At 36.2% G+C, this 18,602-nt stretch carries 16 protein-coding genes and 1 pseudogene; 16 read left to right on the forward strand and 1 reads right to left on the reverse strand.

Annotation, left to right across the window (positions count from 1 at the left end; all coding sequences use genetic code 11):
* From IGJ02_RS00245 to IGJ02_RS00270, 6 genes are all read left to right on the forward strand, one after another.
* Positions 1-2,577: a phage tail tip lysozyme gene (locus IGJ02_RS00245; protein ID WP_430602754.1), complete on the forward strand. Its 2,577-nt coding sequence runs from the start codon at positions 1-3 to the stop codon at positions 2,575-2,577.
* 5 nt (positions 2,578-2,582) lie between these two features.
* Complete coding sequence (locus IGJ02_RS00250; RefSeq protein WP_010762090.1) at positions 2,583-3,239, forward strand: hypothetical protein; 657 nt, start codon at positions 2,583-2,585, stop codon at positions 3,237-3,239.
* A gap of 4 nt (positions 3,240-3,243) precedes the next feature.
* Positions 3,244-3,435, forward strand: coding sequence for a hypothetical protein (locus IGJ02_RS00255; RefSeq protein ID WP_430602755.1), 192 nt, complete (start codon positions 3,244-3,246; stop codon positions 3,433-3,435).
* The gene (locus tag IGJ02_RS00260; protein ID WP_430602756.1) at positions 3,425-3,901 is read left to right on the forward strand and encodes a hypothetical protein; all 477 of its coding nucleotides are present in this window, start codon (positions 3,425-3,427) and stop codon (positions 3,899-3,901) included. Before IGJ02_RS00255 ends, IGJ02_RS00260 begins: the two co-directional genes overlap by 11 nt.
* Positions 3,894-5,066 carry a hypothetical protein gene (locus IGJ02_RS00265; protein ID WP_430602757.1) on the forward strand — a complete coding sequence of 391 codons (1,173 nt, stop codon included), beginning with the start codon at positions 3,894-3,896 and terminating at the stop codon, positions 5,064-5,066. Before IGJ02_RS00260 ends, IGJ02_RS00265 begins: the two co-directional genes overlap by 8 nt.
* A gap of 242 nt (positions 5,067-5,308) precedes the next feature.
* Positions 5,309-5,920: an ImmA/IrrE family metallo-endopeptidase gene (locus IGJ02_RS00270; RefSeq protein ID WP_430602758.1), complete on the forward strand. Its 612-nt coding sequence runs from the start codon at positions 5,309-5,311 to the stop codon at positions 5,918-5,920.
* Between the two features lie 109 nt (positions 5,921-6,029).
* Here IGJ02_RS00270 and IGJ02_RS00275 read toward each other — a convergent pair whose 3' ends face one another.
* Positions 6,030-7,661, reverse strand: a complete 1,632-nt coding sequence (locus IGJ02_RS00275; protein WP_010762085.1) for an ABC-F family ATP-binding cassette domain-containing protein — start codon at positions 7,659-7,661, stop codon at positions 6,030-6,032.
* A gap of 264 nt (positions 7,662-7,925) precedes the next feature.
* On the opposite strand from IGJ02_RS00275, the gene IGJ02_RS00280 reads away from it, so the two are divergent.
* From IGJ02_RS00280 to IGJ02_RS00325, 10 genes and pseudogenes are all read left to right on the forward strand, one after another.
* The gene (locus IGJ02_RS00280; RefSeq protein ID WP_430602759.1) at positions 7,926-10,823 is read left to right on the forward strand and encodes a sigma 54-interacting transcriptional regulator; all 2,898 of its coding nucleotides are present in this window, start codon (positions 7,926-7,928) and stop codon (positions 10,821-10,823) included.
* Between the two features lie 256 nt (positions 10,824-11,079).
* Positions 11,080-11,574, forward strand: coding sequence for a PTS system mannose/fructose/N-acetylgalactosamine-transporter subunit IIB (locus tag IGJ02_RS00285; RefSeq protein ID WP_010762083.1), 495 nt, complete (start codon positions 11,080-11,082; stop codon positions 11,572-11,574).
* A gap of 284 nt (positions 11,575-11,858) precedes the next feature.
* Positions 11,859-12,857, forward strand: a complete 999-nt coding sequence (locus IGJ02_RS00290; RefSeq protein WP_430602760.1) for a mannose/fructose/sorbose PTS transporter subunit IIA — start codon at positions 11,859-11,861, stop codon at positions 12,855-12,857.
* A 33-nt stretch (positions 12,858-12,890) separates the two neighbouring features.
* Positions 12,891-13,697 carry a PTS mannose/fructose/sorbose transporter subunit IIC gene (locus tag IGJ02_RS00295; RefSeq protein WP_010762081.1) on the forward strand — a complete coding sequence of 269 codons (807 nt, stop codon included), beginning with the start codon at positions 12,891-12,893 and terminating at the stop codon, positions 13,695-13,697.
* Positions 13,698-13,719: 22 nt separating this feature from the next.
* Positions 13,720-14,631: a PTS system mannose/fructose/sorbose family transporter subunit IID gene (locus IGJ02_RS00300; protein WP_010762080.1), complete on the forward strand. Its 912-nt coding sequence runs from the start codon at positions 13,720-13,722 to the stop codon at positions 14,629-14,631.
* Positions 14,632-14,759: 128 nt separating this feature from the next.
* Entirely contained in the window at positions 14,760-15,134 is a 375-nt protein-coding gene (locus IGJ02_RS00305; protein ID WP_430602761.1) for a DUF956 family protein, read from the forward strand.
* Positions 15,135-15,384: 250 nt separating this feature from the next.
* Positions 15,385-15,858 (forward strand): annotated as a pseudogene (gene tnpA / locus IGJ02_RS00310) (IS200/IS605 family transposase).
* A 786-nt stretch (positions 15,859-16,644) separates the two neighbouring features.
* Positions 16,645-16,896, forward strand: coding sequence for a hypothetical protein (locus tag IGJ02_RS00315; RefSeq protein WP_430602762.1), 252 nt, complete (start codon positions 16,645-16,647; stop codon positions 16,894-16,896).
* A gap of 66 nt (positions 16,897-16,962) precedes the next feature.
* Positions 16,963-17,415, forward strand: coding sequence for a hypothetical protein (locus tag IGJ02_RS00320; RefSeq protein ID WP_430602763.1), 453 nt, complete (start codon positions 16,963-16,965; stop codon positions 17,413-17,415).
* Positions 17,408-18,598 (forward strand): hypothetical protein, encoded by a 1,191-nt coding sequence (locus tag IGJ02_RS00325; protein WP_430602764.1) that lies wholly within the window; start codon positions 17,408-17,410, stop codon positions 18,596-18,598. The genes IGJ02_RS00320 and IGJ02_RS00325 overlap by 8 nt, the downstream gene beginning before the upstream one ends.
* Positions 18,599-18,602: the final 4 nt, after the last annotated feature.

Raw genomic sequence — 18,602 nt, forward strand, 5'->3', positions numbered from 1 at the left:
ATGTCAAGCATTGAAACAGCAATTAATTGGATGGATCAACGCAAAGGAAAAGTATCCTACAGTCAAGGGGCTAGGTTAGGTCCAAATAGTTATGATTGTAGTTCAGCTGTTTATTATGCCTTGATTGCAGCTGGCGTATTTGCTGTCGGCACGATGGGAAATACAGATACTCTATTTGGGCATCTCGAAGGCATTGGATGGCAGCAAGTAAGTAATCCACAGCGGGGAGATGTTTTTATATGGGGCGTAAGAGGCGCTTCTGGTGGTGATGAGGGACATGCAGGAATATTTGTTGATAACACCTCTATTATTCATTGTAATGCGTTTGCTAATGGAATCTCAATCGACAATCACGCATCCAGACTTAGTTATAATGGTAATCCGCCAACGACTTTTTACCGCAATCCCAAAGGTTCTAGCGGTTCCACTCCTGCACCAGAAATAACGTCAGAAGAAGAACGGAGAGCTTGGTCGATTGCACAGTTGCTAAATAAATCTGGCTATAATATGATTTCGATCGCTGGTTTATTGGGAAATATCGATGTTGAAACAGGTGGATCAATGAATCCTGACACAGATCAATCTCATGGCGGACCAGCCTATGGACTTGTTCAATGGGATGGTTCCGCGTATCCATTAGTGGGCAGTCCAACTGCTAGTGGTCGAGAATACGTTCAGCGTTTACTAGCTCATGCAGGAATCAACGGAAACTATACCAGTGTGGAAGTTCAAACTCGTTTGATTGATTGGTGTATGTTCAATGGTCAATGGATCGGTGTTGTTGAGCCTAAATCTGTGGAAGGCTTTAAGAATGCTGCAGATGTTGAACAAGCGACACTGGCTTTTCTTAAAAATTTTGAACGAGCTGGGACAGAACATTTTCAAAGAAGAGTAGATGCAGCGCAACGTTGGCATCATTTTTTGAATCAATTACCGTCTGATCTAGGCGATTTTGAGACATTCGAAACAATGACGAACGTAGGGACATTGGATTTTTTAGGAATCAAAGAAGGAGAAATACACGCTTCCGGCTGGCATTTTAGCTCAGATAAAGGAGAAGAATATATCGCATTCATCAATGCTGAAACGGATCAAGAATTAGGGCGTATCAAAGCTACACCCATTGACCGTCCCGATGTGAAAGAGGCGTATCCCAAAGTGATCGGAGTTGAAAATTCTGGTTTTGAGGTCAAGCTTAAAGTACCTAATGGAACTGCGGTTTATGTCAAAGGAATTCGTACAAATGGAAGTGCAACGGATGAATTGATTTTTGACCAAATCATCATTTTTGAACAAGCATTTGATGTTGAAATCGATCCTTATGCTAAAAGCAATACTAAATTCTTTTTTGAAATATTAGAAGGTGGTAAAGTCATCAAACGAGGGACTAAAATTCTTAACACACTTAGTTGGAGTAATGAATTGATGTATGTGCCGACCACTCAAATCGTTTTGCCGATAGAGTATACCAAATGGATCAATGGTCGTGAGGAGATGAAGCTATATATCAATAAAAAAGTCTTTCATGGAATCGTGACCGGTTATACCTTAGATAAGGAGAATGAAACGTTATCGATCGATTTAGCGCATGTAATTTCTGAATGGGAGTACCGACAAATTTCGACCAATTTAGCTGCTAAAAATCGAACAGTTAATGATATTTATAGCACGCTAGATTTTCGTTATCCAGGCTGGAATGTGAATTATAGACAAGATTCAGCGATGCGTGTGATCGATTATGTCTACAGTCGACAGAATAAATTAGAAGGTTTGACGAAAACGTGTGAGTTGACGCCAGATCTTTTTTGGCGTGTCGGGTTTCATTTTGGCCGTGCGCTGGAAATTGGTTCTTTCGGAGAAAAGAAATCCTACCTATTTTCTACAAAACCAAGTAGCAAGCAAAATATCCGCATCATTGCTGAGCCGACAATTGCTCATAGTTTTGATCATGTTATCAATATTGCCACCGTGTACGGTGAAAAATCAGATTCCGGGATGTCGAGCATGAGTCTTAGAGAAATATATGAAAATAAAGCCAGCCAAGATCCTAAATTTCCAGTCGTGATTTTGAGAAAAGGGATCAACAATGAGCGAGGCTATGATTATATTCAGTTTTCAAAATTAGCTCCGAACGGCAATATTGAATATTCAGTGATCGATACAGAGAGTATAGCGTTAGAATCCGCTAAAGTGATTGAAGGAGCTTTTTCATTCAACGATTTAGCCCCATTTAATACAAACGAAGAGACGATCACAGATGAAGATCGAGCTAAAGCGGCTAAAACAGCCTATGATGCAGCAGTAAAAAAATTGAAACAGTCCAGACGTACCTATCAAATCGAATTGACAGTGGAAGAGTTGCCAGAAGAAATCAATGTAGGCGATAAAGTTCGTTTGCTTTATGATAATCAATTATTGATGGTGGAGGAATGTTCCAATTATATGAAAAAAATCCTACAAATGGATGACTGGTTTTACATTACTAGCATAAACTACTTAATCGACCAAAGTGGTGTAGAAACGAACAGTGTTGTCTTAGAAAAATTCTTAAAAGTAGACAGGGAGAGTGGTCAGTAGTGAAAATGACATATGATTCAGCCTTAAACAAAATGGCTGAACGAATTGCTGATCGGACGAGCGAAAGCAAACAAGGTCAGCTTCAACGACGAAACCAAGTAGTTGATATTTATGGGATGGAGTTTACAAGGCAGGGTGATACCAATCATCCTGCCACTTTTTATATCTCAGTTAGTCCCGATTTGATTTATTACGAGCGGTTTGAATTTAAAATTATTATCCAACCATTTGCTATGCCGATTGGTGCTGGTGGTGCAACGGGTTCCACAGCTGTTCAAGTCAACGAGACAAGTTTAACTGTAAACCAAAGTGCAGTCAGTCCAAATCCTCACCAACATACAACCGTACCTCATAATCATTCGCTAAGTGCAGGTGTCTCTTTATTTACCAGTAGCGTATCTGATTTTGAAGTTTGGATCGAAGGCATCGATGTTACTCCTTATTTGAAAGCGCAATATAATGGGGCATGGATTGATGGAGAAGGTGTTTTTCCTGTTAAAGGATTGTCTAACTATGATTTACTCAAAGCGGTTGGGTTTATGCCGACTTGGCAACGAGGAGCGATTTTGACACCAGGTTATAAAAAAGTAGAGCTGAAAGGGACTGGGGTTTTCAATGCAACTTTAGTGAATTATTTGAAATATTCCCATGTGAACAGGTGAGGATATGAATAAATATGAGCAGCAAGCGCAAAAGATGAAGAGTCATTTACAACAACATCCTAAAGATTATCAAACGGTCATCAGTCTTTTTAAAGTCGAAAGTGACTCGATTTTCTATGAACAACAAAAAAGTAAATATCTCATGTTAAGAGAAATCGCAAAATATCAGAGAAAAGAGGATGAATATGGAAAATAAACATTCAACAGATGGTATCGCAGAAGATCTAATTAGGAGCTTTGTTCAAATTGCAAGTGCTGAAATGCATGCTAAAACCTTATTGGAAAAAAGAGTGTCAGAATTAGAAAATGGCTTGATTGATCTAGAAACAGAACTTGAGGCACAGCTACAAAAAATTACCGAATATAAAGAAGAAATCACGACTTTAGCTGAATTAAGGCGGACAGATATGCTCTATCTTTTTGACTTATATGGAAGTCGCGGTGATAAAGAAAAATGGTGTACCGTAAAACATTTGTCTATTGCAATGATGACAGCATTTGAAGCCTGGCAAGCAAGTAATCAGGATGAAGCATTACTATCAGCAGCCTTAGCCAAAAATAAACGATTTATCAAAGCCTTAACACAATTTTTAGGCGTCGAAGTAACAGAATGCGCAGCATGTTTTGCAGACATTATTAAAGGAGGAAAAAACAATGGTTAAACCAAAAATTTGTAACGATAATGAAAAACAACCGTCTGTTCCGGAGTTTTGTGACTTTGGAGACTGGGAAGTTCCTGTAAACAATTTATCAGAAATCAAACAACCAAATCGTGATCATGCCTATATTTTACCAGATGACTCATTATGGGTACTAACACATGACGGAAAACAATTTACGCCAATTAATAGCGGAGAAGGTGTCGGCAATTCTCGCCCTACGCAAATCAATAATACAGATGGCTATTTAGAATTAAGCGGCAGTGGGACCTATAGTGTTACAGCCAACCTAAACACAGAAAAAGTTATCAAACTAGCCAAAGATCACGTTGAAATACCCAAAATCACGATTGCAACAAATGAAACACCGGGAATCGTAAAACCAGATGGAAAGACTATTACTATCAGTGAGAGCGGAGTACTTTCTTCAGTATTTCCAGAAGCACCTCGAGATGGCCATATGTATGCGCGAAAAGAAGGCAAGTGGGTCAAAAGTTTCGCCTATCCTAACGTGTATTACGAGCTTAAAAGTTTAGAAGATAATCAGCTTACGTTTAGCATAGCTGTAAAAGATGATGTGCAAAATTATAAAGTAATTTTCAATGATGCACAAATTCCTTTGGTCAAGCATGAAACAAGTCTTGAAGGAACACTATTCTTTGACAGAACCAGCAACACACAAATGAAGGTTCAATTTTATTATATAAAAGATGGGATCAATGAATTATTTTACACCCTAGATTTGTTGCCGTTACTTAAGCTGTTGAGGGCTGAAACGAGTGGAAATCCTGAATATGATGATCAGTCAACTTCTGTAACGTTTGAAGAAACAAATTATTTCAATATTGTGGATAAAAACATTATTAAACAAGGGAAAACGGTCTTCTTTAGTGTGAATTTGACGAGTATCAAAGCTTTTTCATTTTCAAGAAATGATAAATTTAAAATTGGAAAAATAGCGAATCCAGAGTTATTCCCAAGATCTAGAGTCGCTGTGAACATGGTGACAGAAAACCCTAGTACAGCAATTTATGCCAATACTGCAATCATTATTGAAAAAAATGGTGATATCATATTGGTCAATACATCGGATGTTGGAATTGGTTCAGCTTATAACTTTCGTGTTGGAAACACTCATTTCATCAATTTGACTTATGTAGCAGTATAAAACTGAGTGGAAAGTTGAATAAATTTTTGGACGTATATGAGTTAAGGAAGCCTTTTTTAGATTGAATTGTAGCTGATTTTAAAAATTTGATAATCAGGATAGAGACAAAAAAATAGGTCTTAGGTCTGATTACAGAAACATTACAAATGTATTACGATTAGTTTACAAAAAGGAGCGTATAAACGTGAGAATGTGTATTCTACAAAGCACAAGGAGAAAAATAAAAAAAGGTGGGATGGTAGATGTTCAAATATATGAAAGAATATGTTGATTTTTCTGTTAAACTAAATGATTATATTTCAACGTTTATGTTAGATAATGGGATAAGCTGTGAGGAGTATAAGTATTCTCAAATATGGGAGCTGGTACAATCTCAAGGTGTGACGATTAGAGGATTTAAATTTAATGATATCGCAAGTGGGCCGATTGCCGGACTACTCATTCAAGATCGATTAGAAACTACAATTGGATTTAATCAAGAGCTAGATGAAAAAAGTAAAAATTTCGCGATAAGTCATGAGATCATTCATTATTTGTTCCACATGGATGGCAAAAATCAGCTTTTTTTTGATACAGCAAAGAACATGAAGCAATGGCATCATCAGGAACTGCACGAATTTCAAGCAAATATAGGTGCATCTATGATTTTGATTCCAGATAGTGTGTTATTTTACTCATTAGAAAAAGGGTGGAATATTTCTCAGATATCTACTACTTTTGGACTATCAGAGGAAGCTCTTACTAGTCGTTTGATTTTAATGAGGCAAGCCAATTTATGGGATTCTTTTAAATCTGCTAAAGTGTATTCAATGGCAAAAGAAGGACATCCGCAGTCCAATTTGCAAATGAATTAGACTATTGATTAAAATAGCCGCAACAGTTGGTTTAAGTTCTTTAAAATAACAAAAAAGCCATAAAGAGGACATAGAGTTTGTTCCATCCTCTTTATAGGCATTTTAAAAATTAATATTCACCAGAAAACAATTCATCTAATTGTTTTTGAACATCCTTATTTTCTAAGAATTCGTCATACGTTGTATCCGCACGATCGACAACACCTTTGTCAGAAACAGCGATGATGCGATTTGCTAATGTTTGAATAAATTGGTGGTCATGTGATGCGAATAAAATTGCACCAGTAAATGCCATTAGTCCATCATTCAAAGCAGTGATTGATTCTAAATCCAAGTGATTCGTTGGATCATCTAGAACAAGCACGTTTGATTTAGATAACATCAATTTAGATAACATCACACGAACTTTTTCGCCCCCTGAAAGCACGTTAACTGATTTCAGTACGTCTTCACCTGAGAATAACATTCTTCCCAAGAATCCACGTAAAAATGTATTGTCATCTTCTTCTTTACTTGCAAATTGACGTAACCAATCTAAAATAGTTAAATTAGTGTCAAAATCTTTGCTGTTATCTTTTGGTAAGTATGCTTGAGTTGTTGTAACACCCCAACGTACGCTACCTGTATCAGGCGTGATTTCACCCATGATTACTTTGAATAAAGTTGTTGTAACGATATCATTATCTGCAATGAATGCCACTTTATCAACATTATTTAAAGAGAATGAGATGTTGTCTAAGATCTTCTTACCATCGATCGTCACAGAGACATTTTCCACGTGAAGTAAATCATTTCCGATTTCTCTATCTGGAGTAAAACCAACAAACGGATAACGACGTGAAGATGGTTGAATGTCATCTAATGTGATTTTATCCAACATTTTTTTACGAGAAGTTGCTTGTTTTGATTTCGATGCGTTCGCACTGAAACGAGCGATAAAGTCTTGTAATTCTTTGATTTGTTCTTCTTTTTTTGCGTTAGCATTTGATTGTAATTTTGCCGCTAATTGGCTTGATTCCAACCAGAAATCATAGTTCCCAACATATAATTTGATTTTACCGAAATCAAGATCGGCCATGTGCGTACATACTTTATTTAAAAAGTGACGGTCATGGGAAACGACGATAACAGTATTTTCAAAGTTGATCAAGAATTCTTCTAACCAATTGATTGAACGAGTGTCTAAACCATTGGTCGGCTCATCTAGTAGTAAAACATCAGGTTTACCAAATAGAGATTGAGCAAGCAATACTTTCACTTTTTGACCAGCTGTTAATTCACTCATCTTTTGGTCATGCAAGCTTTCAGGAATGTTCAAGCCTTGTAGCAAAACGGCTGCTTCGGGTTCAGCTTCCCAACCATTCAACTCGGCAAATTCACCTTCAAGCTCAGCTGCTTTGATCCCATCTTCATCAGTGAAATCTTCTTTCATGTAGACAGCATCTTTTTCTTTCATTACTTCGTACAAACGTTTGTGACCCATGATAACCGTTTCTAAAACCGTATTTTCTTCAAAGTCAAAGTGATTTTGTTTCAAAATAGCCAAACGTTCATCAGGGCCTAAAGCAACATTTCCAGTTGTTGGCTGAATATCGCCAGATAAAATCTTTAAGAATGTTGATTTACCGGCACCATTAGCACCAATCAAACCATAACAGTTACCAGGTGTGAATTTAATATTTACATCATCAAAAAGTTTGCGGTCAGAAAATAGCAAACTTACATCATTTACAGTAATCAATTGTTTTCCTCACTTCATATAGAATAGTTAAACCTCTCTGCATTATAGCGAGGAAACCCATATTTTTCAAGGAATTTCAGACTTTTTCAGAAATCCCTTATGGTTTTTACTAAAATGTGAGTCCTTTTTATAAAATCGTTGTTTCATGTGAAACATTTTAATAAAAAGGTTATTAGTGTACTTTTGAATCGATACACTGTATGATACACATAAAATTAGTGTATCATTTATTGATTTCGCTTTTAAATTGGAAGGAGTAATGACATGAAGCGTATAGACCGAATTTATCTTTATGTAAAAGAGCAGACTGAAAATCTCACATCAAGCGATGTCTCTTTAGGAAGCGGTCTGACGACTGAAGATGTTTCCCATGCTTTGGGTATCCAAAGAACAAATGCCAGTAAAGACTTGAATCAGCTTGTTCGGGAAGGGTTATTAGAGAAGACAGAAGGACGTCCAGTTAAGTATGTCGATAAAAGTATTTTTAAATACCAGCCGTTGACGAAACCTGTAAAAAGTTATCGTGAACATAGCTTGCTTGAAGAGCGAAGAACATCTGCGAATCCTATACATAAACCAACTAAAAAATTTGCTGGAGAAGATATTTTTAAAGGAATGATTGGCTCTACAGGCAGCATGAGAACACCTGTTGAACAAGCTAAAGCCGCAATTCTTTACCCACCAAAAGGATTAAACTGTTTGATTACCGGACCAACTGGATCTGGAAAAACGTATTTTGCTCATGCAATGTTTCAGTTTGCATTGTTGAATCATGTGATCGATCCGGATAAAAAGCTAGTTGTGTTTAACTGTGCCGACTACGCGCACAACCCGGAATTATTGATGTCCCATCTCTTTGGCTATGCTGAAGGCGCATTTACTGGCGCAACTAAAGCGAAAGAAGGGATCATCCATGAAGCAGACGGAAGCATTTTATTTCTTGATGAGGTTCACCGCTTACCACCAGAAGGGCAAGAGATGGTCTTTTATTTTATGGACCATGGAACATATTCAAGATTAGGTGAAACGGTTAAAAATCGCCATGCAGATGTCCGGATTATTTGTGCAACAACTGAAAATCCTACCTCCTCTTTATTAAATACCTTTGTTCGTAGAATTCCGATCATTATTCAGTTGCCGAATTTTATTGATCGACCAGCAAAGGAAAAAATTGATCTGCTGAGAGTGATGATTTCAATGGAAGCTTCACGCATTCAAAGAAAAATTTCTTTATCAGAAGATGTAGTGAAAGCCTTGATCGGCAGTGTTTCTTATGGGAATGTAGGCCAATTGAAATCCAATGTTCAGCTAGTGACAGCCAGAGGCTTTTTAAATCATATCGACCAAGATGAACTGACGATTACGATCGATGAGTTAACAGACAGTATCAAAGAAGGCATGATGCAGCTAGCCAGTAATCGCGATGCACTAGCAGAACTATCCAAATATTTGGAGCCACAAATGATTGTTACGCCAAATGAACCTTTAGTAACGATACAGTCAGATTCGTATGAGCTGCCATATAACTTATATGAGATTATTGGTGACAAAGCAGCCTTGCTAAAAGCAGATGGACTAGAACAAGAAGTAATCAACAACTTTATTACAACAGATATTAATGTGCATTTAAAATCTTTCTATAAAGATCATGGGTTTACGTTTGATACTGAAAACAAGTTAGCAGAAATCGTAGATCAACGGATAATCGACGTTACTAAAGAAATCTATACTTTTGCCAAACAAAAATTAAACTATAATTTTCAATCTAATTTTATTTATGCCATGAGTTTACATATAAGTTCATTTTTAAAACGAATTCAAAATGGCGAAGAACGCCAACATCAATTAAATGAAAATATCAAAAACATGGTATTGGACTATCCAGTAGAATTTGAGACTGCACAAGAAATCAAACGCATTATCGAAATCAATTATCAAATGAAGATCCCAGAATTTGAAACCTATTATCTAGCAGTTTTACTGATTTCACTAAGAGAAAATAAAGATGCAGGCCGGATCGGGATCGTCGTTGCAGCTCATGGAAAAAGTACAGCTACAAGTATGGTTCAAGTGGTCTCTCAATTGTTGAATGTTGATAATTTAAGAGCAGTTGACATGCCTCTAGAAATGCAGCCGAAAGAAGCATTGCGCCAAATCGTCAATGTAGTCAAAGAAGTTAATGAAGACAGCGGTGTAATTCTTTTAGTGGATATGGGTTCTTTAGCTACTTTTTCAGATGAAATCACGCGGCAGACAGGAATCGAAGTGCGAACAGTAGATATGGTCACAACGCCAATTGTGTTAGAGACTGCTAGAAAAACGACGTTGATCGATACACAGCTGGACACATTATATGATTCACTGAAAAACTTCCAAGGATATGCTGAAATCCAGCAGGAAAGAGAAATCGATCCCTTGGAAACTTGGAAAAAAAGAGTAATCATCGCAATCTGTGCCTCCGGTGAAGGGACAGCTAAACGGATGAAAGAAATGATTGAAGCCGCTGTTCCACCGCAATTAGGCTTAGAATTGGAAGTATTACCGTTATCCATTATCGATATGAAAGAGCAGCTTGTTACGATTCAAGAAGAGTATCGTATAATTGCTACGACGGGCATTACTGATCCAAAAATTGCAGCACCATTTATTCCGATGGAAACCTTTTTCTCAGGTGAAGCTGAATCTGTGATCGATCAGTTATTAACGGCTAGTGACATCTATGTTGAAACACAGGAAATGGATGAACCAATGGCTAAAAAAATCTGTATTGATTACATGGAAGAAAGCTTTACTTTTATCAATCCTAAAAAAATAATTGATCCTTTATGGGAATTTGCAAACATTATCAGAACGAAGCTGGATTTGAAGCTGGATTATTCTTTTTATGTTAATTTAGTTATGCATTTAGCAGGTATGCTAGAGAGAGTGCTACAGCACGATACATTGACGCTTACAGAAGAAGAATTAAGGCAGGTTACAACTGAGCCTAGCTATGAGATTGTAATGGAAGCAGCAATGTATCTAAAACAACTATTCAAAATAGAGTTACCGATAGAAGAAGTCTATTACATTATTCAGCTGATCAAAAATACACAATTGAATCAAGTCCAAAATACAGAAGATACACTAGAAGAAATACACAAAGAAGATACACTGTTTTAGTGTATCTTCTTTGTGTATTTTCTTAAAAAAAGCCTTAGTTTTTCCTTTATTTTGACAATACACTAATTTTGGCACGAAAATTGCTATAAATAAATCAATGGATGAAATCTGTCTATTGTTCAATCAATTCATTTGTAATGATTTGGCTGATCCTACTAGTCGTTATTTTGGCAATAAATGATTAGACATAGTATTTTATTAATAATGAATCAAGAATTTGCATTATAGAGCACCTTGAAGAAGGAGAACAATACACATGATGGATATTCGTTTAGTGCGAATCGATGATCGTCTGATCCATGGACAAGTTGCGACTGTCTGGACCAAAAGCACCAATGTAAACCGAATCTTAGTTATTAGCGATGCAGTTGCACATGATACACTGAGAAAAGCATTGCTCGTACAAGCTGCACCTCCGGGTGTTAAAGTAAATGTGATTACGGTTGAAAAAATGATCGATATTTTTTCAGATGAACGTTTTGATAGTTTAAAGGTAATGTTGTTGTTTACAAACCCGGAAGATGTAAAGCGTGTAGTAGAAGGCAATGTAGTATTCCATTCTGTCAATATTGGCGGGATGAGTTTTACTAATGGTAAGCGGATGATCACAAATGCTGTTGCGGTTAATAAAGAGGACATCGCAGCATTCAAGTATTTACATGAGCATGGTATTACGTTGGAAATTCGGAAAGTGGTCGCAGACAATAAAGTAGATTTGATGGAATTGCTGAAGAAAGAACAGTTAGTGTGATTCTTTTTCAGCTTCTATATAAATGGTGTGATGGACTGACTTGATGTTAATTGTCGTATCTTATGCATAGAATTGGAAGGAGTGATCCGATCGAGCAAAGTCGGTGTAGGGAGTAATCGTTGAGTAATAGGTAGTCATCAAAAATCATCTGATAGATCGCAAGAAGTAATTGAGAACATACTAAGTAACGCATTTTTTCTTTTTTATATTTTCTAGTCGGTGTTTTCATCTATTGATGATGGTAGTGACAAAGTAGTCGAAAAAAATATAGGAGGTATCAAATTATGGTAGGAATTATTATTGCTAGCCATGGGGAATTTGCTCAAGGCATTTTACAATCCGGTTCCATGATTTTTGGTGAACAGGAAAAAGTACAAGCAGTTGTATTGATGCCTAGTGAAGGCCCAGACGATTTAAAAGCAAAGTTGAAAGAGGCAATTGCAACTTTTGATGAAGAGGACGAAGTATTATTTTTAGTCGATTTATGGGGAGGAACACCGTTTAACCAAGCAAATAGTCTTTTTGAAGAACATAAAGACAAATGGGCGATCGTTAGTGGATTGAACTTACCAATGTTAATTGAAGCTTATGCGTCACGCTTCTCAATGAACTCTGCTCAAGAAATCGCAACACACATTCTTGAAACAGCTAAAGAAGGCGTAAGAATCAAACCAGAAGAGCTAGAACCTGCGGACGCACCGAAAGCTGTTGTGGAAGATGCACAACCTAAAGGAGCATTACCAGAAGGAACAGTTGTCGGCGACGGCAAAATCAAATACGTTTTAGCACGTGTCGATTCTCGTTTATTGCATGGTCAAGTAGCGACTGCCTGGACAAAATCAGTTCTACCAAATCGAATTATCGTTGTTTCAGACGCTGTTTCTAAAGATGATCTTCGTAAAAAATTGATCGAACAAGCGGCTCCTCCAGGAGTAAAAGCGAATGTTATTCCGATCAGTAAAATGATTGAAATTTCAAAAGACCCACGTTTTGGGAATACAAAAGCATTATTGCTATTTGAAAATCCAGAAGATGTGGTAAAAGTGGTTGAAGCAGGCGTAGATATCAAAGAAGTAAACGTTGGTTCTATGGCACATTCAGTCGGTAAAGTAGTCGTAAGTAAAGTGTTATCCATGGGACCAGAAGATGTTGAAGCTTTTGAGAAATTAGAAGATTTAGGTGTAAAATTTGATGTTCGTAAAGTACCAAATGATTCTAGCGCGAACATGGATGAAATTCTTAAAAAAGCAAAACATGAGTTGGCACAAGCACACTCAAAATAATCCAAAAATTCAAATGAAAATAGGAGGCTTATCATGTCTATTATAACAATTATTTTAGTAATTTTAGTTGCCTTTCTAGCTGGTATGGAAGGAATTCTTGATGAATTCCAATTTCATCAACCGTTAGTGGCATGTACCTTGATCGGTTTAGTAACTGGTAACTTGGAAGCAGGTATCGTTCTTGGTGGAACGTTACAAATGATCGCACTTGGTTGGGCGAACATCGGAGCCGCAGTAGCACCAGATGCGGCATTAGCATCTGTTGCATCAGCAATTATTTTAGTATTAGGCGGACAAGGCGTTAAAGGTGTTCCATCAGCAATTGCGATTGCTGTACCACTTGCAGTAGCAGGTCTTTTCTTAACAATGATCGTTCGTACACTTGCTGTACCGATCGTGCACATGATGGATGCGGCAGCTGAAAAAGGCGATATTAGAAAAATCGAAATGTTACACATTTTAGCAGTATGTATGCAAGGGATCCGTATTGCGATTCCAGCAGCAGCTCTTTTATTCATTCCAGCAGAAACGGTTCAATCAGCATTGGAATCAATGCCAGCATGGTTAACTGAAGGTATGGCAATCGGTGGTGGTATGGTCGTAGCTGTAGGTTACGCATTAGTAATCAACATGATGGCAACAAAAGAAGTATGGCCATTCTTTATCATTGGTTTTGTTGTAGCGGCAATTTCTCAATTAACATTGATCGCACTTGGTGCTTTAGGTGTAGCTTTAGCGTTAATCTACTTGAACCTTTCTAAAATGGGTGGTTCTTCAAATGGTAGCGGCGGTGGAAGCAATACTGGCGATCCACTAGGCGATATCTTGAACGACTATTAAAATAAGAGGAGGAGAAAGAGACATGGCAGAAAAAATTGAATTAACAAAAAAAGATCGTTTAGCCGTTGCATGGCGCTCTACATTCATCCAAGGTTCTTGGAACTATGAACGTATGCAAAATGGTGGTTGGGCATTCTCAATGATCCCAGCGATCAAAAAATTATATAAAACAAAAGAAGATCAATCAGCAGCATTAAAACGTCACTTAGAGTTCTTTAACACGCATCCATACATTGCTTCACCAATTCTAGGGGTAACGTTAGCACTAGAAGAAGAACGTGCCAACGGCGCACCTGTTGATGATGTAGCGATTCAAGGGGTTAAAGTTGGGATGATGGGTCCTTTGGCCGGTGTTGGTGATCCAGTATTCTGGTTTACGATTCGTCCGATGTTAGGTGCTTTGGGTGCTTCTCTTGCAATTGGCGGAAATATCCTTGGCCCAATCATTTTCTTTGTTGCTTGGAACTTAATTCGCTGGGGATTTATGTGGTATACACAAGAATTTGGCTATAAAGCTGGTTCTAAAATCACTGAAGACCTTTCAGGTGGTTTACTACAAGATGTAACAAAAGGTGCTTCGATTCTTGGTATGTTTGTACTGGCAGCGCTCGTACAGCGGTGGGTATCGATCAAGTTTATACCAGTAGTTTCTACAGTTAAATTGGATAAAGGTGCTTACGTTGAATGGGATAAACTTCCAATCAACGGCGAAGGTCTACAAAAAGCATTTGAAGAAGTTGGCTCAGGTAAAGCATTATCTGCAATGAAAGTAACAACATTGCAAAATAACTTAGATCAATTGATTCCTGGTTTAGCGGCGTTATTACTTACATTCTTTTGTATGTGGTTATTGAAGAAAAAAGTTTCGCCAATCGTTATCATTCTTGGTTTATTCGTAGTCGGCGTACTTGGCCACGTAATCGGATTATTATAATCTGTCTATGCGTTTTATGCTTGGGATAAAGCCAGTTGGTTTTGTCCCAAGTTTCATTTACATAGCTTAATGGGGTAAAAACACATATAATAGAAAATATAAATCATGGAAGAAACGGAGCAGATAAAATGGTTCAATCGCTGAATACACAAGTAGATTTCATAACGGATGCCACCGCTTTTACAGGACTTACAGATTACGGGAAAATTATGATCGGCGACAAAGGTTTTGAATTTTACAATTCCCGTGACAGCCGAAAATTTGTTCAAATTCCGTGGGAGGAAGTTGATTATGTGATCGCTTCAGTCATGTTTAAAGGGAAATGGATTCCACGCTACGCAATCCAGACTAAGAAAAATGGAACGTTTACGTTTTCGTCTAAGCAGCCTAAAAAAGTGCTTAGGGAAATGCAGGAATATGTAGCACCTGATCATATGGTGCAGTCATTAGGCTTTTTTGATGTAATCAAACGTGCATTTCGTTCACTTGGTAAGAAAAAATAAAAAAGATCAGAGTCAAAAACTTTAATTGTTTTTTGACTCTGATCTTTTTTATAGAGATAGCTTGTTTTTTTTCATACAATAAGGGCACTATGTTGTAAAGCAACATAAGTGCCCTTATTGTATGTTCTGAAAACCACCGGCTATGCGGGTGGTTCCATAGAGCTTCCAGCGAGGTAATAAAAAAGCCCCTAAAATGTTAAACTAATATTGGTTTCCCGACCGTATCATCAACATTAAAGGAGGTTCCCTTATGAAAAAGGACAATCAAAGTTTATCACACACCATATGGAAATGTAAGTATCACATCGTCTTTGCGCCAAAATACCGTCGCCAAATCATTTATGGCAAGTACAAGAAAAGTATCGGAGAAATTATTTGAGTATTATGTGAAAGAAAAGGGGTCGACATCATCGAGGCAAATGCACGTCGAGAGCACATTCATTTGTTGGTCAGTATCCCACCAAAATTAAGTGTCTCGGGTTTTATTGGTTACCTAAAAGGAAAAAGCAGTTTAATGGTTTTCGATAGACAGGCAAATTTAAAGTATCGATACGGCAACCGTAAGTTTTGGTGTCGTGGTTATTATGTCGATACCGTTGGCCGAAACAAAAAACAAATAGAAGAATATATACGCAATCAAGTTCAGGAAGATCATATAGCAGATCAGCTGACGTTGTTTGAGGAGTATGATCCGTTCACAGGTAATAAAAATAGCAAAAAATAAAAAATGAGATTCTTTTAGAATCAGCGAGAAGAAGTGGTGCGTGAGGGAGACCCGATCAGAAGGCCTTTCAGGCCGTAGCCGGTAAAAGAGGCTTTCAGCCGCAGAGCAAACCTCCAGTTCTCACTGGAGGTTTTGATTTTTATAAAAATTTTTGTGTATGGCTCATAGCCATAGGATGGTGAAAAATTATTACCTGATTCAACTAACCTTAAAGGTTAATCGACAGAGGGCTGGAATTAAAAGGTATCAATTTTGCAGCAACGAACTTAAAAAAATTTCCAACTGATTTAAAATGCAAAAGTTACAAACAAATACTCTAGATAAGAAACCAGTTTGTATTTTTTATCTACAATCTGAAATACTTTTAATTATTTCTTTTCTACTTGGCTACTGGTAAGAAGGAGGGTTGAGAATTTCTTAAAAAAGTTGAAAAATGAAAAAGAGCAAAATAGAAAATTGAATATTTTTTCATTTTGTTGTGCGTATCAGAAGTGAGAAATGACTTTCTTTTTGCTTATGTCAAGCATAGTAAGTGTTATACACTTTAGGGGGACTTCTGGGGAGCAGGTGAGCTTGGTATTGAATAGATTAGAACTTATTTTAAAGATTGATCAACAGTTTAAAAAATATATTGCTTACATTATAAAAAAAATATTGACTATTAGATAATGTAATGATACTTTTGTATTACTTATACTTTACTGTGTGAGTGAGACTTAAAAATTGAAAGGAGTTTTTAGTTTTATGAATGAAATGGGATTGAAACGTAATGTTAGACTTGGAGGAATGGCACTTATTCCGTTGGTTACAATTGCATGTTCTCCAGCAATGCTTTCTGGAATCCTTGGGTGGAGACAAATACAAGTCATTTCAGTTATTAAAAAGGCTTATTCGCTATGGAAGGCAGGATCATCAATTCGTGCAGCTCTTTCTGCTGCCACTGGTGGATGGGGTTGGCTTGTAAGTTTACTTGCTCAATTTGGACTTGCTTATCTTGCCTCACAAGCTTTTAGTGGAAGCTGGGTCGTAGGTTACTAAAATAATCATAACGTCTACAACTCAAATGTTGTAGACGTTATGATTATAATATGAGGGGTATTATATATGAAAAAAAAAATGATTCAAGTTTTCCTGATCTTTGGGATTTTATTAGTTCCGATTCTGTTCATTTTTAGAGAAAGTACGGATTTGAGTGTAAGGTATGTTGCCATCGTATTCAGTGTGTTATCGAGTATATTGTCAATTTTTATTTCATCAGTTATGCTGAAATTTGTTTATAGAATTTTCATCAAGTTTTCTAAGGAATCACTAAACGAAATCCAAACGTTATTTTTAGGATATATTTTTCTAAATAGTTTAATAATTCTGGCATTGAAAGATACCACATTTTTTAAACTGTTTAATGTAATAAATCCAACATTGTTAATCTTTTTATGGCTACTAACGATTATTTATTCTAAAGTATACGAAAAAAAAAAATTATTGTACGCAGCAACAGTTTTTTATATTGTAAATATTGTTTTTGCATTGATAGGAGTGATGATGAACAATGTTTGAGTTAATCAGGCTTCGCTATAAACTTAACAAAGAATATTTCTTTTCATCAAGTATTTTATTAAAGGATATTTCAGAAATACATAAAAAAATTTTTTTTGTATGTTACTCATTTTTAAAAGCTATATTTCTAATTAGTATTTTCTTGTTTATTGAAATGCTGATATTGAAGGGTCAAATAGAACCTTATTTCTTTGATATTGGTCAGTTGCTATTTTTTTTAGTATGTACACTTTATTATAGAAGTATTTCAGATTCTGAAAATGGTAAAACTCGCATAAAAGATTTTTTGGTTGGAACAAATTTTAATCATTATGAAAAGATTCAAAATAAAAAAAAAATAGCAGGATTGTTTTTTTGTGAAGCCAGTATATTCTGTTTTTCTTTATGGGTCGCATTAGGTCCGCTTATGGGGCAGGTTACGCCGACAAATGTATTGCTGGGACTAATATTGTCATTGATTAATTTAGTAAGTGTTTATCTTTATAATTATTATTCAAAAAAACAAATTGGGTCTAAATACTGGTTCATGCAGTATATTTTGGTTGGGATATTTTCTTACGGCATAGTTCAATTTTGGAATTATTTCAACCGAAATATAGAATTAAGTAAGTTTGAAATGAGCAGAACTTTTTTTTATCTTATGATTTGCGGATTAATATACCAAGCAATAAGTATTCTTATACTGTTTAAAAAAGATAAATTGAAAAATCAAAACATAGGTGGATTAGTTGGTGATTTTATCGAAAAATATTTGAATAATTCTGCTGCAGTTTATGCGATTCCAATTGTTTTTTTGAATATAATTACGGTTAGTCAAATTTCGAAAATGTTAATTATAGTTGCATACATTTCATTATTTGTGATGCCTAACGTAATGAGTTTAAGATTTTTAAATTATTATAAAATAATCGGAAATAGTAAAAATATTATCGTTAATTATGGCAAAATGATCCTTTTTTTCCAGTTAATATTAGCAATAATTAGTGGTATTTTATGTAGTTTGGATATAGTTTACCTAGTGCTAACATTTTTTTTATTAAGTGGTGTAACAGCTTTTCGAATTTGGGTTGCAGTATTAGTAGCTAAAAGCAAACATGAAGATGGTCAAAAAACAGACTACTATGCTATATCAATGTTTGTTCCAGTGATGTTGCTTGCCGCGATGGCTTTTTTTTGGAGATGAAGAT

Origin of the sequence: Enterococcus sp. DIV0724b, assembly GCF_050531475.1 — a bacterium.
GTDB lineage: Bacteria > Bacillota > Bacilli > Lactobacillales > Enterococcaceae > Enterococcus_L > Enterococcus_L haemoperoxidus.